This window comes from Agrobacterium sp. 22-209-1, from assembly GCF_053522485.1.
Map to the genome: position 1 here is coordinate 150,552 of NZ_JBNWCH010000007.1, position 21,507 is coordinate 172,058.

Sequence of the window (21,507 nt, forward strand, 5' to 3'; positions counted from 1 at the left end):
AAGTATAGTTTATCGAAGTAACTGATTTTAAACATCGGGTGGTTATGGTCCGCAACAAATTCAACGGTTGCGCTCGCCGCATATTCTTAGAGATCGATATCGCCTCATGCGACTGGCCAGACTGAAGCCATTGCTGGAAAAATTGGGAGTCTCGCGCGACGGGACAGCGGCTATCGAATTCGCGATACTCGCAATACCCTATTTCCTCGTCGTCTTTGCGATCATCGAGACCTTCGTCGCCTTGATGGCGGAACAGGTCGTCGCCAACGCCACCGAGACCATGGCGCGGCGTTTGCGCACAGGGCAAATCAGCAGCTCGATTTCGAAAGAGGATTTCCGCAAGAGTTTCTGCGACGAAGTTTCAGTGATGATTACCTGCTCGGATGAGATCGATAAAGAACAGAAGCTCTATATCGACCTTCGCTCCTTTGCCGCCTTCAAGGATATTCCGACCACGATACCGCTGAAGGCCTATGGCGAATATTACGATCTCGATACCGCTCAATTCGGCTTCACGCCGGGCGGGCCGGAAACCATCAACATGTTGCGTGTCTATTATCGCTGGCGTGTCGTTGCCGATATCATCCGGCCATATCTCACAAAAATACGTCCGGCCGATGGATCAATGCCCTCACATTTCCTCATCGTCGCGACAAATGCGTTCATGAATGAGAAATACATCACAGGCGGGGGCTCATGATGGCAGGGCTGGTGTCCGTTGCGGCAAACGGCAAACGACGCCTGGTGGCGCTCGTTTCACGCTTTGCCAAAGATCGCCGTGGCGTGGGCGCGGTGGAGTTCGCGATCCTCTTTCCGATATTGCTTGCGCTTTATCTAACCTCTTTCGAATTAACGATCGGATACAATACCTACAAGCGGGCAAGCACCGCCGCAGCCTCCATCAATGATCTGATATCGAAAACAGGTTCCGTCGATAAGACCTATCTCACGGGCATGCAGGACGTCGCAGCCGCCGTGTTTGCGCCCTACAGCACCAAGGGTCTGCAGCTGAAGATCAGCGGCATCAAGATCGACGCGCAAAAACAGGCGAAAATCACCTGGTCCTGGGATGAGAAAAATCAGAGACCCTATGCGGTGGGTTCACCGGTCGCCGTTCCGACGCGCCTGCTGGTGGAAAACAGCTTTCTCATCCACGTCGAACTTTCCATACCGCATGAATTGTTGATGTTCATGCCCGACATTGCCTCGTCCGGAGTAAAGTCGATCACGATCGGGCGGGAGTATTTCTTCAAGCAGCGCGACGCCGAGACCGTCTGCACCAATTGCTGAACCAATCGGTGCGTCAAGGCGGTCCCGTCATGGCAATCGTCAGTAGACGTCGCGCAGATAACGTTTTTCGCGCTTCAGCCGGTTCACATACTCGCTTGCCGCCTCGGCGGAGATGCCGGCCTCTTCGCTGACGATGCCACGCAAGGCATCGTCGACATCCTTCGCCATACGGGTCGCGTCGCCACAGACATAGAAAAAAGCACCCTCTTCAAGCCATTGATAGAGCGCCTTACCGTTCTGCCGCATGCGGGTCTGGACATAGATCTTTTCCGCCTGATCTCGTGAAAAGGCGAGGTCGAGACGGGTCAGAACGCCATCGCGACTCATGTCGCCAAGCTCGCTTTCATAGATGAAATCCGACTGCCGGTGCTGATCACCGAAAAACAGCCAGTTTTTGCCCTTTGCGCCTCTGGCTTGCCGTTCCTGCAAAAATGCCCGGAATGGCGCGATGCCCGTGCCCGGCCCTACCATGATAACAGGCGCATCATTGTCCTGCGGCACACGAAACGCCTTGTTCGGCGAGACGAAAATCCCGGCACTCTGCCCGGCCTCCACGCGGTCGGCGAGATAGGTGGAGCACACGCCCCCACGCTCACGGCCCTCGGCGCGATAACGCACGCTGGCGATGGTCAGATGCACGCTGTTTTTTGCAACCAGCGGGCTGGAGGAGATGGAATAGGCGCGATGTTGCAGCGGCTTCAGGAATGTCACGAATTCAGCAACATCAAATAGCGGCTTTTCGGCGAGATTGATGAGGTCGAGAATATCCTTGCTCCAGAGAAAGGCGGCGAGCTGCTCCCTGTCTCCGTTTGCGAGAATGTGGCTGAGTTCGTTATGCCCCGCCCGCTTGCCGATTTCGGCGACGAGTTCGCGCGAGGGCGTCGATATCTCGAACATGTTGAGAAGCGCATCGCCGACCGGACCGTCCAGCCCGGCGATTTGGCGGTCCGCAGCCGCTTCGAAGTGTTGCAGCAGCGCGCCGACCAGTTTCGGATCGTTCAGGGGCACGACGCCAAGAGCGTCACCCGCCTCATAGTCCAGACCGCTTTCGCCGAGGTCGAATTCGTAGTGGCGAATTTCCTTGGACGAGCCGGTACCGGACAGGCGACGATTGACGCTTACTTCAGCCGAATAGGGATTTTTGCGGCTCCAGCCCTGTTTTGCCCGCACGGGCGGCTCGGCGACATGGGGCATGGTGACAGATGCCGCATTGCCGCCATCGACAGCAACCGCGAGCGGCAGCGTCTCGCCGATCCATGCGGCGGCGGCGTCCTCGAAGTCGATATCGCAGTCGATACGCGTCTTCATACGCTTGCCACCGAGTTGTTCGAACCGCGTATCGATCAGCTTGCCCGCCTGGCAGAAGCCGTCATAGCCGGTATCGCCGAGCGCGAGGACGGCAAAATTCATCCCGTCCAGACGCGGCGCGCTGTCAGCGGTGAGCGCTTCCCAGAAAAGCTGAGCATTGTCAGGCATTTCACCTTCGCCATATGTCGAGGTGACGACAATGACGCGCTTCATGGCGCCGAGACCGTCCATCGAGACATCGTCCAACGCCGTCACCACCGGCTGCATGCCCTGCGCGCGGGCGGCGGCGGCGATATCCATCGCCAGCGCCTCAGCATTGCCGGTCTGGGTGCCGAAAAGAATATTCAGCATACTGGCCTCGGCATTCGGAGCGGCCGCAGCAACAGATGTCTCCATGCCGATGGCTGCACGGGAATGGAGCCCCGCCAGAAAACCGGAAAGCCATGCGCGCTGATCACCGTTGAAGGGCGCGTCCTCGGGAATATAAGGTATCTTCATCATGCTGCCCTATGGCTGGATGCGGTGGCGAGGTCTGGAATGGCGCGGGCTGCGAAAAGCTCCTCGAAGCCCGGCAGACGGCCGATCTTCTCGATGTTTTTCCGGTTCTGCTGAATGATCCAGCCATAGGTGCCGGGGCTGTCCACCGACAAGGTGTTCCTGCGCGCCAGCGCCTGCTTGTAATCGTCGAGACGTTTGGCGGCGATCATCACCGCGAGCTGTTGATCGCTATGGTCTGAAAGCGCCTCGCGGGCATATTTCAGCAGCCGCTGCATCAGCGCATAGTCTTCCGTAAGAATGAGATTGCGCACGGCTTTTTCAATAGCCGGGTCGGAAGGACCCGGCGCCGTCGGCACCCGCTGGAGGGCGATCGCCTGCGCCATGCTCAACACCGTGTAGTTATTGAGAAGCGCATACATCTCCTCCGTATCCGTCTCACTATGACCCGGCACCCTTCCGTTCAGGACGGCCTTGCGGTCGCGATAGGCGAGCTTGAACTTGCGCAGTTGATGGGCGGTAAGCGCGGATGCCAATTCCTCCAGCAGTTCCTTGCGGGGCTTCGCCTTCAGAATCTTGTCGCTATCCTGATAAAGCAGCAGGGCGCGTGGCATGCCATAGACGAAATTATGCTGTTCGCTTTCCCAGTTTTCCAGAAGCCATACCGCCTTGGCCGAGCCAGTCTCCGCGACATGCCAGGCCAGAAGCTGGTGCACAGCCTGATGATGGATCGCGGCCTGCTCATCCTCACCGGTGATCGAGCCGAGCAGGATGGAATCATGGCTGATCTTCTTCGGCAGATCGCCATAGGGATCATATTGATAAACGAAACCGCCGCTCATGCCGTTGCCGAAACCCTTGCCGAAGCTGCCAAGGTTCAGCACCGCGCCGTTGGTCATGTATTCGCAGGCGAAATCACCCACGCCTTCGACGACAGCGGTGGCACCGGAGTTACGCACTGCGAAACGGTCTCCCGCCTGCCCTTCCACGAAGGTGCGGCCGCCGGTGGCGCCGAACAGCGCGAAATTGCCGACCAGCACATTGCCGCCCGCCTCTTCGGATCCGCCGCCGGGTGAGCGCACGACGATGGTGCCGCCGCAGGCGCTTTTGCCGACACCGTCATTGCAGGTGCCGGTATGAACCATGACCATGCCGTCATTGCAGAAGGCGCCGAAGGACTGACCGGCCGAACCCGACGTCTCGATATGCACCGAACCCGCCTCCAGGAACCGGCGGCCACGGCTGTCCCGCTTCACGGCCGGAAGCGCATCCGCCTCTTCGTCGGAAAGCTCGTGGTTCAGCATGCGTTCAATATCGACGGCGAGCTGGCCGCCGACGCTCTTGCTGCAATTATTCAGGAAGCGATTGCCGCCCAGCTCGATTTTTTCCCGCTTGCTGTCCACCAGAGCCGAGCGCACGAGTTCGATGAAGGCATCGTCCAGCCCAAAATCCTTTTCCATATAGACAGGGCTGTCGATCTTCACCTCTTCGACCACGGCAAGCATTGCCTGGAGGTCAAGCTGGCCGACGCTTGCCGGGTGATCGAGGAGGTGAAGAAGATCGGAACGTCCGCGTGCTTCCCGCAGCGAGCGCAGCCCGAGTGCGGCCAGAATCTCACGCGTTTCATGGGCGATATTCATGAGATATTGCGCCAGCGCGCGCGGATCGCCGTTGAAAGCCTCCTGATTGGTGGTGAGACCGGCCGGGCACTTGATGTTGCAGTTCTTCGCCATGACGCATTTCAGCATCATCAGCGCCGTCGTGCCGAACTCGAAACTGTCGCCGCCGAGTAACGCCGACTTCACCACGTCGCTGGCCGTCTGGTGTGCGCCGGAACAACGCAGCAGCACCTTGGAGCGCAGGCCGGTGGCGCAGAGCGCCTGATGAACTTCCGCGATACCAATTTCCGCCGCGCGGCCGGTATATTTGAGGCTGGTGACGGCCGCCGCCCCCGTGCCGCCGGTATTGCCGGCGACATTGATGACATCGGCCCCCGCCTTGGCGACGCCGACCGCGATCGTGCCTATCCCTTCCGACGAGACGAGCTTGACGATGACGCGCACGCGCGCCGCCTTGGCGTCATGGATGAGCTGAGCCAAATCCTCGATGGAATAGGTATCGTGATGCGGCGGCGGCGAGACAAGCTCGACGCCCGGCGTGCCGCCACGCGCGGCGGCGATTTCCACCGTCACCTTGGGAGACGGCAACTGCCCGCCCTCGCCTGGCTTTGCGCCCTGACCGATCTTGATCTCGATCTCTTCCAGCATCGGATCGGCAAGATAACCGGCCCAGACGCCGAAGCGGCCGGAGGCGAACTGCTTGATGCGCGAGGCACGGATGGTGCCGTAGCGGGATATATGTTCGCCGCCCTCGCCCGAATTCGACATACCGCCGACCATGTTGGTGCCATGGGCAACCGCCTCATGGGCGGCGGCAACCAGCGCACCGTGGCTCATGGCGCCCGATGCCAGCGTCCTGGTGATCTCGCTCGCCTTTTGCACTGCCTCGAGCGCAATGCTGTCAGGTGCGGTGCGGATCAGCGACAGATAGGTGAAAGCTTCGCCCTTCGCCTGAACCAGAAGCGCGCCGCCCTCCAGCCAATGGCCGGCAATATCCTCACCGAAACGGTCGAGCAGCGACTGGCCGAGCGCGGCAAGCCGGGCAAGCTCGTGACCGTGCGGTCCGGTCAATTGCAGCCGGAACGCACCTTCGCCTGCATTTTCGCAGAGCAATCCGCGCACCATGAAGCTGTTGTTGCCACGTCTGGAAAAGCGCCCCATTTCGCGGCGGAAGTCCTCGGCCGAACCGGCAAAGGTCACATCGGCCGGCAATTCAAGAACATCACGAAGGGCTGCCGGACGGCGGGCCCTTTCTTCCGCCATCATGCGGGCAAACGCGCGGTAACCGGGCGTTACCTCGAATGCGTCGATCGCCTCCGGGGTCAGCCGGTCGAAGCTGTTGTGATAATAGGCCGCATCGTTGAGACCGAAGGCATCTTCCAGCCGGTTAAGCGGCAGCAGACGCAAGGCGTCCTCATTTTCGGTTCCCTTGTCGAAACCGATCTTTTCCTCGGTCATATCCACGAAACCGCGTACCGCCGTCGTGCCATAGGAATGGCCAGCACCTTCCGCACGCTCCTTGAAGAGACCGAGCAGCGGAATGTCGTTTTCACCCTTCACCGACAATGCTTTTCGATGCCAGTCGGCCACCGCCTGCGCGATGACGGCGAAGGTGACGCCGCCGACCGGGGTCTTCACATTGGGGAAATAACGCTTCAGGACGGGATCGTTGGTATCGAGGAAATTCGGCTCGAAGAACTCACCGCCGATGTAGCTTTCCGCCGTGCACAGGCCGACTTTGCCCATGGTCTTCATCAGCGACTTTTCAGCCGCCTTGGCGAAGCGCTTGAAGGCCTTGTCGGCGTCGGCACCGAATTTCTCCTCGGCACGGAACTGCACGCCGAGTGGGTAGACAGCCGAAGCCCCGAAGCCAAGGCCCGCCGCGATATGATGGGAGGACGAAAACTGCCCGCTTTCGACGATCAGGGAAACGCGCAGCCGCAGGCCTTCCTCAATCAGCCGCTGGTTGATGGCGGAGACGACCATAATCATCGGCAAAGCTGCGCGGCCCGCCGAAACATGCCGGTCGGTGACGACGGCAATGCCGCCTTCCTCCGCCGCGAAAGCCACGACGTCATCGCAAAGGCCGTCGATCGCCTGCCGGAGGGCCGCTTCATTGGCTTTCGCAGCATCAAAGATCGGCGTATAAAGCATTTCGAAACGGCGAACGGGCGTCTCCGACTGCTCGCGAATGCGCAGCATGTCGAGATGAGTCAGGATCGGGGAGTGCACGACGATCTGGCGGGCCTTCTTCGCACCGCTGTTCGGCTTCGCACCGAGGGCGACACGCAACGTCATGCCATCGGCCTCACGAATACTGTCGAGCGGCGGATTGGTGACCTGCGCGAAACGCTGTGAAAAATACTTCGCGACGCCGCCTTCCTGATCGGACAGCGCGTTGATGGCATTGCCATATCCCATCGCCGAAATTTTTTCCGCGCCGGAGGCCAGCATCGGGTCCATCAGGAACTTGAAGCTTTCCTGATTATGCGAATAGGCGACATAACGCTGGTGCCGTTCCAGATCGCCATTGTAACGTAGTGGCGAGCCCTGCTTTTCGGCGGGCACTTCCGGCAGATCGTCCAGCAGGACACGGGCTTCGCGCAGCAGAGATGAATAATCGCGGCGTGAGGCGAGAAGCTCCAACGCCTCGACGGTGGAAAAGGCACGCCGCTCGGCGTGGTCGTAATAAAGCATGCCGCCCGCCTCGATACGACCGCGGCGGATGACGCTTTCCGCCGGAAAGGCGATCTGCCCCGCCTCCGACATGACGCAGAGATAATCTTCCGTCTCGACGGTGCGTAAAGGGCGCAGGCCGAGGCGATCGAGACGGGCGCCGATGATGTTGCCGTCGCCGAAGATCAGCGCGGCCGGACCGTCATTCTTCTCCTCATAGAGCGAGAAATATTCCAGCATCGCCTTGACTCCCGGCGACAGGGTGTCGTCGTTTTCCCAGGCAGGCGGCATCATCGAGACCACGGCGGTGACGAGGTCGAGACCATCCTCCATCACCCGCGCCTGCAATGTCTGGTCCAGACGGCAGCTGTCCGACTGGCCCTTCGGCCTGACGATGCTGGCATTCTTCGCCAGCGCCACGGCCGCTTCAGACAGCCGGTTCTTCTTGTCGGTGTTGAGCTCACCATTATGCGCCATCAGGCGAAAGGGCTGCGCCATGGAGGGATGCGGATCGGTATTGGTGGAAAACCGCGTGTGGAAATACATCGTATGCACTTCATGGCGCGGATCGGTGAGGTCGCAGAAATAAGGCATGACCTCGTGCGAGTTCAGACGCCCTTTGAGCACCTGCGTGCGCGCGCTGAGCGACAGTGGGTAAAAACCGGCGAGATCAGGCACGGTATAGGCCAGCGCTTCGATGGCGAGCAGCGCCTTGTGGATACGCCAGTCGAATTCGGCAGGGGTGCCGCATTCGGCCGGAGCCGAAAAGACCCATTGCCGGATCGGCAACTGGTAACGGATGGCGGCAGGGCGGATGGCCGCGTCATTCACCGGCACGTCGCGGACGATGAGAGTCGAAAACCCCTGCTGCTGCAGCGCGCTGCCGATAATGCCAACCGCCTGTTCATGGAAAGACGGGTTCTGCGGCAGGAAAAAATTGCCGACGCCAAACCGGCCGGCCTGCAAGGTATCGTTGCCCGTCAGCTTCTGGAAAAAGGAGAGCGACAGATCCATCGACACGCCCGCACCGTCACCGACTCCTTCCGCCGACATGCCGCCGCGATGCGGCACGGCACAGAGAGCCTCGTGGCCGCGCTTCAGCACCTCATGTGTCTGCACGCCGTCCTTGCGGGTGATGAAACCGACGCCACAGCTGCTTTTTTCAAAAGCCGCATCGTAAAGGCCGAATTTTTGCTCCGTCACGCTCAAGGCACTCTCCTCTCGTTGCGCGTTTCGCGCGGCATCGCCGTCTTTCCCGAAACCCGGCGCGTCAGCCGGCACTCTGCGGGCGGAGCCGCAGGCGACCTGGCTGCTCCTCTTCTTCTGCTTATCGGCGTTTAATGGCGCGAACGGTCGTTTTGCGGCCGACAAACGGCGTGGCGGCGTTGGCCGCTTTCTCGCAAATAATGATCGTCGTCGTTCGCATCGCGTTCCCTGATGGCCGGCTTTCCGGCGGTGAGGCACACTGAATTACGTCAGTATTGCTTACATAATATTTCATGATCGACTGAGTCAAGATTAAAATCGACCTGGCGCAATAAAAAAACAAAAACGCCGCGAAATCCGACAGGATTCCGCGGCGCGATGGGTGCAGGGATTTTTAAATTGCCCAGATCACTCCGATGGCATGTCCAGCGTGCGGCTGAACCAGAGGGCGATCAGCGTGCAGAGCGCACCCGACATCAGGTAAATGCCGACGGCGAAAAGACCGAATTTAGACGAAAATCCGAGCGCGACGAGCGGTGCGAAACCGGCGCCGATCAGCCAGGAAATATCCGAGGTGAGCGATGCGCCGGTATAGCGGTACTCACGGCTGAAGCGGGAAGCAAGCGCGCCGCCCGCCTGACCGAAGGACAGGCCAAGCAGAGAAAAGCCGATCAGGACGAAGAGATAGCGGCCAATATCGCCCGAACTCAGGAGAACGGGTGCCACGAGGCTGAAGAGCCCGATCAGCACGGCCGCAACAGCCAGAAGCTTCCGCCGGCCGATCCGGTCGGCCAGAATGCCCGAAACCACGATCATGCCGCCGGCGATGATGGCGCTGACGAATTGCACGAACAGGAAGTCCGACACACGCTGGCTGGTGTTGAGCGAAACCCAACTCAGCGGAAAGACCGTGACGAGATGGAAGAGCGCAAAGCTCGCCAGCGGCACGAAGGCACCCGTGACCACCACCGGAAACTGTGAACGTAGCATCTTGAACATGGGGCGCGGTTCCAGTTCGTGCTGCTCCAGCATGGCCTGGAATTCCGGCGTCACGATCATGCGAAGGCGGGCAAAGAGCGCGAGAACATTCAGCGCTAGCGCCACGAAGAACGGGAAACGCCAGCCCCAGGCGAGGAATTCCGCATTGGAAAGCTGCGTCACGAAGACGATGAAGAAGGCGCTGGCGAGACCGAACCCCATGGCCGCACCGATCTGAGGCATCATGGCGTACCATCCGCGCTGCTTCTGCGGTGCATTCATGGCGAGCAGCGAGACGAGACCGTCCCATGCGCCGCCCAGACCAAGACCCTGACCGATACGGAATACAGCCAGCATGACCGGCGCGAGCATGCCCGCTTCCGCATAGGACGGAAGGAAGCTGATCGCCATCGTGGAACCACAGAGCGTGAAGAGGGCAGCCATCAACTTAACGGCGCGCCCGAACTTTCGGTCTATCTGGAGGAAGATCAGCGAACCGATCGGCCTTGCGATAAAGGCCAATGAGAAAACCGCGAAGGAATAGAGCGTGGCCGTTAGCGGATCGACGAAGGAAAAGAAGACGTGGGGGAAAACGAGCGCGGAGGCGATGGCGTAGATGAAAAAGTCAAAAAACTCCGTCATTCTCGCGAGAATGACTGCAATCGTGATGCGATCCGGATCGACCTTGACGGGACCGGCCCCATGTCCGTTCGCTTCCGGCGCCTGCCCAAAGGATGGAGCAGCATTCGTATAACTCATAATATCCCTCCTGCGTCATGGACGAACCATTTCCTGTAACGCGCCGGCTCCTCATCCGTTGCGTTACGATGCGACGGATTGTCACACGCACCCTACGTAACGTCAATTGAAGTTTGGCAATAAAAGGTTGCCCAGTCAGCCGACCATGCGATAATGCACGGGCTCCGTCCTAAACGCAGCACTGCCCGAGACATGGTGCATCGCGAAGGTTTCGCTGCACCGCGACAATATACCTCATTCTAAAAATGATGTTCGGCAATTATTCGCGGCATAATCCAAACTGTACGAGTTCAAAGAACGTGCGCACGATCAAAAAAATCCTATCCGCCCTTCTGGCAATCCCGGCTCTGCTGCTGCTCAGCGGCTGCAACCTCGTCGTCATGAACCCTTCGGGCGACATCGCGATCCAGCAGCGCGATCTTATCATAACGTCCACGGTTCTGATGCTGCTGATCATCGTCCCGGTCATTGCCCTGACGCTGTTCTTCGCATGGAAGTATCGCGAATCAGGGAAGGCTGAGGATTACGATCCCGAGTGGCACCACTCCACCCGCCTGGAAATGGTGATCTGGTCGGCTCCGGTCGCCATCATCCTGATGCTCGGCACCGTGACCTGGATTTCAACGCACCGTCTCGACCCCTATCGCCCGCTGGAGCGTATCGACGAGAACCGCCAGGTGACCGCCGAAACCAAGCCTATCACGGTAGAAGTGGTGGCCATGGACTGGAAGTGGCTGTTCTTCTATCCCGACCTCGGCATTGGCAGCGTCAATGAATTCGCCGCTCCGGTCGATGTTCCCATCAATTTCAAGATCACCGGCACGACGGCGATGAACTCCTTCTTCGTTCCCGCGCTCGCCGGCCAGATCTACGCCATGGGCGGCATGCAGACGAAGCTGCACGCGGTCATCAACAAGGAAGGCGTTTATGACGGCTTCTCGGCCAATTTCTCCGGCCCCGGTTTCTCGCACATGCGCTTCAAGTTCCATGGCCTGAGCCAGCAGGGCTTCGATCAGTGGGTGGCGAAGGCGAAAGAAAGCGGCAAGGGCTTCGGCCGTCAGGAATATCTGGAATTCGCCAAGCCTTCCGAACGCGAACCGGTACAATATTTCGCTTCGGTCGATCCCGAACTCTACAGCGCCATCCTCAACCGCTGCGTCGAGCCGAACAAGCTCTGCATGCGTGACATGATGCATATCGACGCCAATGGCGGCGGCGGCAAGGAAGGCATCGACATCGCCAAGGCGCTGAATTCCGTCGTCTGCACGCCGCTTGCGCCCTTTGGCGTCGCCAGCGGCCCCCAATCCACTCCGGCTGCGCTCGAAGGCCAGACTTTCGAACCTGCGGCGCTGCCGGAAACGAAACAAGTCGCTGGCTGACGGATACGTCCCGGCATTATGCGGCGCGGCCAATGGCTGCGCCGATCTTATGTCTTAGAATCGCAAGAGGCTAAAAATGATCGTCAATTCCGATCAAACGTCGTTCCTGTTCGGGAAGCTGACATGGGAGTCCATCCCGCTTCACGAGCCCATTCTTGTCGCGACCTTCGCGGCCGTGGCTCTGGGCGGTATCGCCGTCGTCGGCGCCCTCACCTATTTCCGCCTCTGGGGCTATCTCTGGAACGAATGGTTCACGAGCATCGATCACAAGAAGATCGGTATCATGTACATCATTCTGGCGCTGGTCATGCTGCTGCGCGGTTTCGCCGATGCGATCATGATGCGCGTCCAGCAGGCGATCGCGTCGGGCGGATCGGAGGGTTACCTTCCGCCGCACCATTACGATCAGATCTTCACGGCCCACGGCGTCATCATGATCTTCTTCATGGCCATGCCGATGATCACGGGTCTGATGAACTTCGTCGTACCGCTACAGATCGGCGCCCGCGACGTTTCGTTCCCTTTCCTCAACAACTTCTCGTTCTGGATGACCACGGCCGGCGCCGTCATCACCATGATCTCGCTGTTCATCGGTGAATATGCGCAGACCGGCTGGCTGGCCTATCCGCCGCTCTCCGGCATCGATGGAAGCCCCGGGGTCGGGGTCGATTATTATATCTGGGGCCTGCAGATCGCCGGTGTGGGAACGACGCTATCGGGCATCAACCTGATCGTGACCATCATCAAGATGCGCGCGCCTGGCATGACCATGATGCGCCTGCCGATCTTCGTGTGGACATCGCTGTGTTCGAACATCCTGATCGTGGCATCCTTCCCGATCCTGACTGGCACGCTGGCACTTCTCACCCTCGACCGTTACGTTGGCACCAATTTCTTCACCAACGATCTCGGCGGCAATCCGATGATGTATGTCAACCTCATCTGGATCTGGGGCCATCCCGAAGTTTACATCCTGGTGCTGCCCGCATTCGGCGTATTCTCGGAAATCGTTGCCACGTTCTCCCGCAAGCGCCTCTTCGGTTATGCCTCGATGGTTTATGCGACGGGTGTCATCACCATCCTTGCCTACATCGTGTGGCTGCACCATTTCTTCACCATGGGGTCCGGCGCGAGCGTCAACGCTTTCTTCGGCATCACCACAATGATCATTTCGATCCCGACCGGCGCGAAGATCTTCAACTGGCTCTTCACCATGTATAAGGGCCGCATCAATTTCGACGTTCCGATGCTCTGGACGATCGGCTTCATGATCACCTTCGTCATCGGCGGCATGACCGGCGTTCTTCTTGCCGTTCCGCCGGCGGATTTCGTGCTGCACAACTCGCTGTTCCTCATCGCCCACTTCCACAACACCATCATCGGTGGCGTCGTGTTCGGTGTGCTTGCGGGCATCGTTTACTGGTTCCCGAAAGCCTTCGGTTACCGGCTCGATCCGTTCTGGGGCAAGCTGTCCTTCTGGTTCTGGTTCATCGGTTTCTATTTCGCCTTCATGCCGCTCTACATTCTCGGCCTGATGGGCATCACCCGCCGTCTCAGCCAGTTCGAGGACAACTCGCTACAGATCTGGTTCGTGATCGCAGCCTTCGGTGCCTTCCTGATTGCGCTCGGCATCGCCTCCTTCATCATCCAGCTCATCGTCAGCTACCTGAAGCGCGACCAGCTGCGTGACGTGACCGGCGACCCCTATAATGGCCGTACGCTGGAATGGTCGACGTCTTCGCCGCCGCCCGCCTACAACTTCGCCTTCACGCCGGTCATTCACGACGTGGATGCCTGGGCGGACATGAAGAAGCGCGGTTACAGCCGTCCGCAGGAAGGGTTCATCCCAATCCATATGCCGAAGAACACCGGCGCAGGCGTCATCATCAGCGCCATCAGCGTCGTCCTCGGCTTCGCCCTGGTGTGGCATATCTGGTGGCTTGCCGCCCTTTCGATGCTCGCCATCATTGCAGTCTCGATTGCCCACACCTTCAACTACAACCGCGAATACTACATTCCGGCTTCCGACGTTTCGACTGTCGAGGCTGAGCGTACAAAGCTGCTTGCAGAACAGGCGTAACGAATATGGCTCATGCACCTGCACAAAGCGCCAGCGGCGCTGAACCACCGGTCTTTTACCTGAAGGAAGACCACCACCCGGAGAACGGCACGTCGCTGGGCTTCTGGCTCTACCTGATGAGCGACTGCCTCATCTTCGCGACGCTGTTTGCCACCTATGCCGTTGTCGGCCGCAGCTATGCGGCCGGTCCTTCGGGTGCGGACCTGTTTGATCTCAAGCTGGTCGCCATCAATACCGGCTTCCTGCTTTTCTCCTCCATCACCTATGGCTTTGCCATGCTGGAAATGGAAAAGCAGAAGGTAAAAACAACGCTGATATGGCTTGGCGTGACCGGCCTCTTCGGCCTCGCCTTCCTTGCCGTCGAACTTTACGAGTTCCACCACCTGATCGCGGAAGGTGCGGGCCCGCAGCGTTCGGCGTTCCTGTCGGCCTTCTTCGCGCTGGTCGGCACGCACGGCCTGCACGTCACCTTCGGCATCATCTGGCTCGTCACGCTGATGTTCCAGGTCGGCAAACATGGCCTCATCGCGGCGAACAAGCGCCGCCTTATGTGCCTGTCGATGTTCTGGCACTTCCTTGACGTCATCTGGATCGGCGTCTTCTCCTTCGTTTACCTCATGGGAGTTCTTTGATGAGTTCCGAAGCACACGCACATCACGACGCGCATGGCGACGACCATCATCACCATGATGGTGCTAGCCACGGCACCTTCAAGAGCTACATGATCGGCTTCGTCCTGTCGGTCATCCTGACGGCGATCCCCTTCTGGCTGGTCATGGGCGACGTTCTTGAAAACAAGACCCTGCTGGTCATCGCCATCATGGGTCTCGGCGTCATCCAGATCTTCGTTCACATGATCTACTTCCTGCACATGGACACCAAGTCAGAAGGCGGCTGGACCTTCATGGCGCTGATCTTCACCGTCGTGGTGCTCCTGATCACGCTCTCCGGCTCGCTCTGGGTCATGTACAACATGAACAAGAACATGATGCCGCTGCACATTGAGGATGTGAAAAACCTGCCCTGAGCAGCATAGACCAACGGCCTGCCGGGTTTCCGGCGGGCCGCTTTCGCGCCAACACATAACCCCATGAATCGTGGTGCGATTTATGGGGTTATTTGCTGGAGGATGCCCCGGTGGACGCCAGATGGTCTTTGCCGCTCGCCGCGGCTTCCCAAGGACTGTGACATGAGTGAAACCACACCAAATAACCGGCGAATCCGCCCTGCTGCGATCGTCGTCCTGCTCCTGACCATTGTCCTGACGGGGCTGCTGCTGGCGCTTGGCACATGGCAGGTCAAACGCCTTTCCTGGAAGCTCGATCTCATCGAGCGCGTCGAAGCCCGCGTCCATGCCGATCCCGTCGACGCCCCTGACGCCAAAGAATGGCCGGCGCTCGGCGATCCGGCGGAATACGAATATCGCCGTGTGAAACTGTCCGGCACCTTCCTCAATGACAGGGAGGTTCAGGTCTATACGGTCACGGATCTCGGGCCCGGTTACTGGGTGATGACGCCGCTCCAGCGCGACGATGGCTCCAGCATCATCGTCAATCGCGGCTTCGTGCCGTCCGACAGGCGCGACCCATCCTCCCGCCAGGAAGGCGAACCGGCCGGAAACGTCGAGATCGTCGGGCTGATGCGCGCGCCCGAAACCGGCGGGCTTTTCCTGCGCACCAACGATCCGGCAAATGGCCGCTGGTATTCCCGAAACATTCCGCAAATCTCGCAGGCATCCGGCCTGTCCGATGTCGCGCCGTTCTATGTCGACGCCGATGCGACACCCAATCCGGGCGGCCTGCCGGTCGGCGGCAAGACCATGCTCACCTTTCCCAACAACCACCTCTCCTATGCCGTTACGTGGTATATTCTGGCGGCGATGGTGGTGGCCGCAGGGTGGTATGTCCTGCGCAACCTCAACGCCCCCAAACCGAAACGGGACGAGGACTAAGCAGCCGGTTTTACCGGATGGTTCATAAAAGCACTTCCTTCTTCACGTTTTGCTGATCTATAACGACAGTTCGGCCTGACATTGCCCGTCGGCGCATTTTGTTTCGGTGAGTTATGGCAAGAGCATTTCTTCTCGTTCTGGATTCCTTTGGCGTCGGCGGCGCACCCGACGCGGAGCGCTATGGCGATCTTGGCGCAAACACACTCGGCCATATCGCGGAATTCTGTGCAGCGGGCGCTGCCGATAAAGCGGGACTTCGCGCCGGTCCGTTGAAGCTGCCGAACATGTGTTCGCTCGGCCTACTGGAAATCGCCAGACAGGCAAGCGGCGACATTCCCGCCGGCATGGAACCGCCGGAGCGCATTTTCGGCCTGCACGGTTCCGCCAGCGAAATCTCCAAAGGCAAGGACACACCTTCCGGTCACTGGGAGATCGCCGGTACACCCGTCACCTTCGACTGGGGATATTTCCCGACGCAAGGCGATGCATTTCCGCCTGAACTGGTGGAAGCGATCTGCAGGCAAGCCGATATTCCGGGCATTCTCGGCAATTGCCATGCTTCCGGCACCGAGATCATCGCTGCGCTCGGAGAAGAACATATCGGGACCGGTAAACCGATCTGCTACACCTCCTCCGATTCCGTTTTCCAGATAGCCGCGCACGAAACGCATTTCGGTCTGGAGCGGCTCATCTCGCTCTGCGAGACGGTGCGCAAGCTGCTCGATCCGCTGAATATCGGCCGCGTCATCGCCCGCCCCTTCATCGGCGAAACGGTCGCGACCTTCGAGCGCACCGGCAACCGCCGCGATTTCTCCGTTCTGCCGCCTGAACCGACCCTGCTCGACAGACTTGTGGAGGCCGGCCGAAAAGTGCACGCCATCGGCAAGATCGGCGACATCTACGCCCATCAGGGTGTGACGCGCGTCATCAAGGCAAATGGCAACAGCGCCCTGATGGATGCGACGTTGCAGGCTATCGATGAGGCCGAAAACGGCGATCTCGTCTTCACCAATTTCGTCGATTTCGACATGCTTTACGGCCATCGTCGCGACGTTGCCGGTTACGCCGCCGCCCTTGAGGCCTTCGATGCGCGAATCCCCGAAATCCATCGCAAGATGGCACCGGGTGACATCGCCCTTCTGACCGCCGATCACGGCTGCGACCCCACCTGGCGGGGCACGGACCATACACGCGAACGGGTGCCGATCATGGCATTCGGGCCGGGAATCCGGTCCCGCGATGTCGGCATCCGCTCAAGCTACGCCGATATCGGCGAAAGCATCGCCCACCATCTTGGCATCGAGGCCGGTTCTCACGGCAGGAGCTTCATTTGACATCGCATTTGCTGAAAGCGGAAATTCACTGCCACATCGAAGGTGCGGCTCCGCCCGCCCTTGTCGCTAAACAGGCGGAGAAATACGGCATAGACACCAGCGGTTTTCTGCGGGACGGCCAATATGTATGGTCGGATTTTGCGGAATTCATCCAGTGCTACGATGCGGTGGCGCAGGTGTTCAAGTCCGATGAGGACTATGCGGTCCTGACGGAAACCTATCTGACGGAACTGGCGCAAGCCAATACGATCTACAGCGAATTGATCATCTCGCCGGATCATGGCGACCGCATCGGCCTTGGCGCCGACGCTTATCTTGCCGGCATTGCCGAGGGCATCTGCATTGCCAAGGTAAAGACCGGAATCGAAACCCGCATCATCGTCACCGGTGAACGCCACTTCGGTCCGGAACGGGTGATCGCCGCGGCCGAATATGCGGCGCGCGCCCGGCATCCGCTGGTAACGGGTTTCAACATGGCCGGCGAGGAGCGCATGGGCCGCGTCGCCGATTATGCGCGTGCTTTCGACATCGCCCGCGATGCCGGCCTTGGGCTGACCATTCATGCCGGTGAGGTCTGCGGACCGGAAAGCGTTGCCGACGCACTCGATCTCGTCAAACCGTCGCGTATCGGCCACGGCGTGCGCGCCGTTGAAGATGCCGCTCTCATCTCCCGTCTGGTCGAGACGGGAACGGTTCTCGAAGTCTGCCCCGGCTCGAATATCGCGCTCGGCGTCTATCCCGATTTCGCCAGCCACCCGCTGAAAGCTCTGAACGATGCCGGCGTGCGTGTCTGCATCAGTTCCGACGACCCGCCGTTCTTCTTCACCTCGCTTGCGCGGGAATATGCGCTCGCTGCGGAGACTTTCGGTTTCAGCGATGCCGAGATCAACCGCATGACCCGCACCGCGCTGGAATGCGCCTTTGTGGACGAAGCCACCCGCGCACGGCTGCTCGCACGGATCGATCAGTCCTGAGCTGTTGTTGACAGGGTAAAACCGCGAAGAAGGCTTGCGAAAAACGAGCTTTCGGTGAATTACAGGGCATAAGATAAAAGGAAGGCCAGTTTCATGGACGGCGTCACAGTCATCGAACATCCGCTGGTGCGGCACAAACTCACCATCATGCGCAAGAAGGAAACTTCCACGGCCGGCTTCCGCCGTCTGCTGAGGGAAATTTCGACGCTGCTCTGCTATGAAGTGACGCGCGACCTTGAGATGACGATGGAAACCATCGATACGCCGCTCGAAACCATTCAGGCACCGGTGCTCGAAGGCAAGAAGCTGGTTTTTGCTTCCATTCTGCGCGCTGGCAATGGCCTCCTGGAAGGCATGCTCGAGCTCGTGCCTTCGGCGCGTGTTTCCCATATCGGCGTTTATCGCGATCATGACACGCTGGAAGCTGTCGAATATTACTTCAAGGCTCCGGAAAGCCTCGATGCGCGCCTGATCATCGTTGTCGATCCAATGCTGGCAACCGGAAACTCCTCCATCGCCGCCGTTGAAAAGCTGAAGGAGCGCGGTGCGAAGAACATCCGTTTCCTGTGTCTGCTGGCGGCGCCCGAAGGCATCAAGAACTTCCGTGAAGCGCATCCCGATGTGCATATCTATACCGCCGCCATCGACAGCCATCTGAACGAGAAGGGTTATATCGTTCCCGGCCTCGGCGATGCTGGCGACCGCATGTACGGTACCAAATAACACCGTTCATCATTACTTAACCGTTTGAGCCATTCGCCGCACGCAACGCGGCGGATGGCTTTTTCTTTTAAGATTTCAGCATGTTTTGCGTCTATTCTCGGCAAGGATAACCCCGCCCTTTGAGGAGATACGACTTGCTGGCGCGCGCGATTTTCCTGCTTGTTGGCATTTCCCTCGGCGCAACGCAAATTCCGGCGCTGGTGGAAAAATTTCAGCCGCGCCCGGAAGCAGGCGCCGAGAAAGCGGAAGCCAGACCCGAGGCGGCCAAACCGGCGTCCGTTTCCCTTGGCGGCGTCAATCTGAAAGCCGATGCTCGCGGCCACTTCAATGCCGCCTTCCGCATCAACGGCAAATCCTTCGACGGCCTTGTCGATACCGGCGCTTCCATGGTCGCCATCAACGAGACGATTGCGCGCCGACTCGGTTACGGGGTCAACAGCCTCGATTTTAAGTATGCGATTTCAACGGCCAACGGCCAGACCATGGCCGCCTATGTGAAGCTCGACCGGGTGGAAATCGGCGCTATCCGGGTTCAGAATGTCGACGCCATGGTGCTGAAGGACAATGCGCTTAGCAACATGCTGATCGGCATGAGCTTCCTCAAGCAATTGTCATCATTCAAGGTATCGGGCGGCGAAATGCGGCTGGTCAGGTGATCCTCTCAAGAACCACGTTGCCGATCTCTGTCGCAGCGTCATCAATCCCGTAACAAGCCGCAATCATTTCGGCGGCGTGTTCCGCTTCTTCTTTAGAGGCAGCATGGACTATCGCGACAGGCTCGCCCTTTTCCACTTTTGTGCCGAGCGGCAGGATGTCAGAAATACCGACGGCAGCGTCAACGGTATCCGACGGCTTTCTTCTACCGCCGCCAAGCTCCACAACCACCATACCGAGATCGCGGGTCGCGCAGGATGAGAGCCAACCGCTGCGCGGAGCCGAAACCGGGAGAGTGACCGGCGCGGACGGCAGGTAATGGGACGGGCGTACAACGAAATCCGAAGGCCCGCCGAGTGCTGAAACCATCCGCGCAAAGACCTCCATGGCCCGGCCGGAGGAAAGAGCGGCCAGCGCCAGCGCCTCGCCTTCATCAAGCGTAGTCGCGCTCCCGGCCTGCGCCAGCATTTCAGCAGCGAAGGCGAGCACGACCTTTTCGAGACGGGTTCCCGCTTTGCGACCAGCCAGAAAATCCAGGCAATTAACGATCTCGACCGCATTACCGGCTGCATCGCCAAGCGGCTGGTTCATGTCGGTTACCAGCGCCGTCGTCGGCAGGCCCGCGCCATTCGCCACATCGACCAACGCGCGAGCCAGATTGCGGGCATCCTCCACATTCTGCATGAAGGCGCCGTTGCCCACCTTCACATCCAGAACCAGCGTCTGCAGCCCGGCCGCAAGCTTTTTCGACAGGATGGAGGCCGTGATCAGCGGTATGGAATCCACCGTCGCGGTCACATCGCGAATGGCATAGAGGCGTTTATCGGCGGGAGCGAGGTCACCCGTCTGGCCGATGATGGCGCAGCCGACCGTCTTTACCGTCCGGCGAAACAACATCTCGTCCGGCGTGACGTTGTAACCGGGGATCGCTTCCAGCTTGTCCAGCGTGCCGCCGGTATGGCCAAGGCCCCTGCCGGAAATCATCGGCACGGCAAGACCGCAGGCGGCAACGATGGGCGCGAGCATCAGGGAGACATTATCGCCGATGCCGCCGGTGGAGTGCTTGTCCGCCACCGGCCTGCCGAGATCGCTCCAGGACAGGACCTCACCGCTGTCGCGCATCGCCAGTGTCAGCGCCACCATCTCATCCCGGCTCATGCCGCGGAAGAACACCGCCATGGCAAAGGCAGCCGCCTGCCCTTCCGAGATGCCGTCTTTTGAAAGCGCCTCTATGAAAGCGGCAATCTCCCGAGGCTCAAGTGACAGGCCATCGCGTTTGCGCCGGATGATTTCCTGCGGGATCAAGCTCAATACCCGCTGGCGGCCCTGGCGGGCTCGCCGCCGGCCAGCACGTTCAGCACATCATCGAGAACACCCGACGCGCCGAAACGGAAGGTGGACGGCATGGCCCAGTTGGGCGCCATGATGGTTTCCGCAAGCCTCAAGTAAAGCGTGGCGTCCTCCACTGTGCCGATGCCGCCGGCGGGCTTGAAACCCACCTTCTGCCGGCTGTCGCGGATCGCCTGCAACATGATGTCGGCGGCCTCCAGCGTGGCATTGATGGCAACCTTGCCAGTCGAGGTCTTGATGAAATCGGCCCCTTCGGCAATGGCGAGTTCCGATGCGCGACGGATGAGCGCCTTGTCCTTCAACTCGCCGGTTTCAAGAATAACCTTGAGCAACACAGGTGCCGCGCAGGCCTTGCGAACGGCAGCCACCATGTTCGAAACCGCCGTTTCATCGCCTGCTATGAACTTTCGATAGGGAATGACCAGATCGATTTCGTCAGCGCCGTCGCGGATCGCCGCCTCGGTTTCCGCAACCACAGCTGCGATGTCGAGATCGCCCGAAGGAAAATTGACGACCGTGGCGATGCGGATAGCATGGTCTTTTCCGAAAGCAGCACGGGCCTGCGCCACGAAGCGCGGCCAGATGCAGATTGCGGCCGTATTGCCGTATTCCGTATGGGCCCGCTGGCATAGAGCGGCGATCTGCTCGGGCGTGCAATCTTCCTTGAGATTGGTCAGGTCCAGCAAGGACAAAGTGAGGGCAGCCGCTTCGCGCGGACGCTGGAGTTCCAT

General features: G+C 59.6%; 16 protein-coding genes. 11 read left to right on the plus strand and 5 right to left on the minus strand.

The window, feature by feature from the left end:
- The first annotated feature begins 106 nt into the window (after positions 1-106).
- On the plus strand, positions 107-700 hold the full coding sequence (locus ACQZ48_RS16845; protein WP_077984555.1) for a TadE/TadG family type IV pilus assembly protein: 594 nt from the start codon (positions 107-109) through the stop codon (positions 698-700).
- Complete coding sequence (locus ACQZ48_RS16850) at positions 697-1,290, plus strand: TadE/TadG family type IV pilus assembly protein (protein ID WP_137409565.1); 594 nt, start codon at positions 697-699, stop codon at positions 1,288-1,290. Before ACQZ48_RS16845 ends, ACQZ48_RS16850 begins: the two co-directional genes overlap by 4 nt.
- 39 nt (positions 1,291-1,329) lie before the next feature.
- On the opposite strand, the gene ACQZ48_RS16855 is transcribed toward ACQZ48_RS16850, so the two are convergent.
- The 3 genes from ACQZ48_RS16855 to ACQZ48_RS16865 form a co-directional block, all read right to left on the minus strand.
- On the minus strand, positions 1,330-3,099 hold the full coding sequence (locus tag ACQZ48_RS16855) for a sulfite reductase subunit alpha (protein WP_191217295.1): 1,770 nt from the start codon (positions 3,097-3,099) through the stop codon (positions 1,330-1,332).
- Positions 3,096-8,597 carry a glutamate synthase-related protein gene (locus tag ACQZ48_RS16860; RefSeq protein ID WP_448729048.1) on the minus strand — a complete coding sequence of 1,834 codons (5,502 nt, stop codon included), beginning with the start codon at positions 8,595-8,597 and terminating at the stop codon, positions 3,096-3,098. The genes ACQZ48_RS16855 and ACQZ48_RS16860 overlap by 4 nt, the downstream gene beginning before the upstream one ends.
- Before the next feature lie 405 nt (positions 8,598-9,002).
- Positions 9,003-10,331 carry an MFS transporter gene (locus ACQZ48_RS16865; protein ID WP_077984559.1) on the minus strand — a complete coding sequence of 443 codons (1,329 nt, stop codon included), beginning with the start codon at positions 10,329-10,331 and terminating at the stop codon, positions 9,003-9,005.
- Positions 10,332-10,579: 248 nt separating this feature from the next.
- Between ACQZ48_RS16865 and cyoA the strand changes: the two genes are divergently transcribed.
- The 9 genes from cyoA (at position 10,580) to ACQZ48_RS16910 (ending at position 19,428) form a co-directional block, all read left to right on the plus strand.
- Positions 10,580-11,710 (plus strand): ubiquinol oxidase subunit II, encoded by a 1,131-nt coding sequence (gene cyoA, locus ACQZ48_RS16870; RefSeq protein WP_173987966.1) that lies wholly within the window; start codon positions 10,580-10,582, stop codon positions 11,708-11,710.
- Between the two features lie 76 nt (positions 11,711-11,786).
- Entirely contained in the window at positions 11,787-13,790 is a 2,004-nt protein-coding gene (gene cyoB / locus ACQZ48_RS16875; protein ID WP_448729049.1) for a cytochrome o ubiquinol oxidase subunit I, read from the plus strand.
- Positions 13,791-13,795: 5 nt separating this feature from the next.
- Positions 13,796-14,422, plus strand: coding sequence for a cytochrome o ubiquinol oxidase subunit III (cyoC, locus tag ACQZ48_RS16880; RefSeq protein ID WP_173987824.1), 627 nt, complete (start codon positions 13,796-13,798; stop codon positions 14,420-14,422).
- Positions 14,422-14,817, plus strand: a complete 396-nt coding sequence (gene cyoD / locus ACQZ48_RS16885) for a cytochrome o ubiquinol oxidase subunit IV (RefSeq protein ID WP_003514416.1) — start codon at positions 14,422-14,424, stop codon at positions 14,815-14,817. Before cyoC ends, cyoD begins: the two co-directional genes overlap by 1 nt.
- Before the next feature lie 162 nt (positions 14,818-14,979).
- A complete protein-coding gene (locus ACQZ48_RS16890) occupies positions 14,980-15,741 on the plus strand; it encodes an SURF1 family protein (protein ID WP_191217292.1) in 762 nt (253 codons plus the stop codon).
- Positions 15,742-15,854: 113 nt separating this feature from the next.
- Entirely contained in the window at positions 15,855-17,075 is a 1,221-nt protein-coding gene (locus ACQZ48_RS16895) for a phosphopentomutase (protein ID WP_191217291.1), read from the plus strand.
- On the plus strand, positions 17,072-18,049 hold the full coding sequence (locus ACQZ48_RS16900; RefSeq protein WP_191217290.1) for an adenosine deaminase: 978 nt from the start codon (positions 17,072-17,074) through the stop codon (positions 18,047-18,049). Before ACQZ48_RS16895 ends, ACQZ48_RS16900 begins: the two co-directional genes overlap by 4 nt.
- 93 nt (positions 18,050-18,142) lie before the next feature.
- Positions 18,143-18,772, plus strand: coding sequence for a uracil phosphoribosyltransferase (gene upp, locus ACQZ48_RS16905; protein WP_077984565.1), 630 nt, complete (start codon positions 18,143-18,145; stop codon positions 18,770-18,772).
- A gap of 134 nt (positions 18,773-18,906) precedes the next feature.
- On the plus strand, positions 18,907-19,428 hold the full coding sequence (locus ACQZ48_RS16910; RefSeq protein WP_191217289.1) for a TIGR02281 family clan AA aspartic protease: 522 nt from the start codon (positions 18,907-18,909) through the stop codon (positions 19,426-19,428).
- On the opposite strand, the gene deoA is transcribed toward ACQZ48_RS16910, so the two are convergent.
- Both deoA and deoC read right to left on the minus strand, forming a co-directional pair.
- Positions 19,421-20,737, minus strand: a complete 1,317-nt coding sequence (gene deoA / locus ACQZ48_RS16915; RefSeq protein WP_191217288.1) for a thymidine phosphorylase — start codon at positions 20,735-20,737, stop codon at positions 19,421-19,423. The genes ACQZ48_RS16910 and deoA overlap by 8 nt on opposite strands.
- Positions 20,734-21,507 (minus strand): deoxyribose-phosphate aldolase, encoded by a 774-nt coding sequence (deoC, locus tag ACQZ48_RS16920; protein ID WP_077984568.1) that lies wholly within the window; start codon positions 21,505-21,507, stop codon positions 20,734-20,736. Before deoC ends, deoA begins: the two co-directional genes overlap by 4 nt.

Excerpts from the sequence above, each read along its gene's own strand:
- ACQZ48_RS16845 (WP_077984555.1), top strand. The coding sequence starts at position 107 with ATGCGACTGGCCAGACTGAAGCCATTGCTGGAAAAATTGGGAGTCTCG.
- ACQZ48_RS16850 (WP_137409565.1), top strand. The coding sequence starts at position 697 with ATGATGGCAGGGCTGGTGTCCGTTGCGGCAAACGGCAAACGACGCCTG.
- ACQZ48_RS16855 (WP_191217295.1), bottom strand. The coding sequence starts at position 3,099 with ATGATGAAGATACCTTATATTCCCGAGGACGCGCCCTTCAACGGTGAT.
- ACQZ48_RS16865 (WP_077984559.1), bottom strand. The coding sequence starts at position 10,331 with ATGAGTTATACGAATGCTGCTCCATCCTTTGGGCAGGCGCCGGAAGCG.
- cyoA (WP_173987966.1), top strand. The coding sequence starts at position 10,580 with ATGTTCGGCAATTATTCGCGGCATAATCCAAACTGTACGAGTTCAAAG.
- cyoB (WP_448729049.1), top strand. The coding sequence starts at position 11,787 with ATGATCGTCAATTCCGATCAAACGTCGTTCCTGTTCGGGAAGCTGACA.
- cyoC (WP_173987824.1), top strand. The coding sequence starts at position 13,796 with ATGGCTCATGCACCTGCACAAAGCGCCAGCGGCGCTGAACCACCGGTC.
- cyoD (WP_003514416.1), top strand. The coding sequence starts at position 14,422 with ATGAGTTCCGAAGCACACGCACATCACGACGCGCATGGCGACGACCAT.
- ACQZ48_RS16890 (WP_191217292.1), top strand. The coding sequence starts at position 14,980 with ATGAGTGAAACCACACCAAATAACCGGCGAATCCGCCCTGCTGCGATC.
- ACQZ48_RS16895 (WP_191217291.1), top strand. The coding sequence starts at position 15,855 with ATGGCAAGAGCATTTCTTCTCGTTCTGGATTCCTTTGGCGTCGGCGGC.
- upp (WP_077984565.1), top strand. The coding sequence starts at position 18,143 with ATGGACGGCGTCACAGTCATCGAACATCCGCTGGTGCGGCACAAACTC.
- deoC (WP_077984568.1), bottom strand. The coding sequence starts at position 21,507 with ATGGAACTCCAGCGTCCGCGCGAAGCGGCTGCCCTCACTTTGTCCTTG.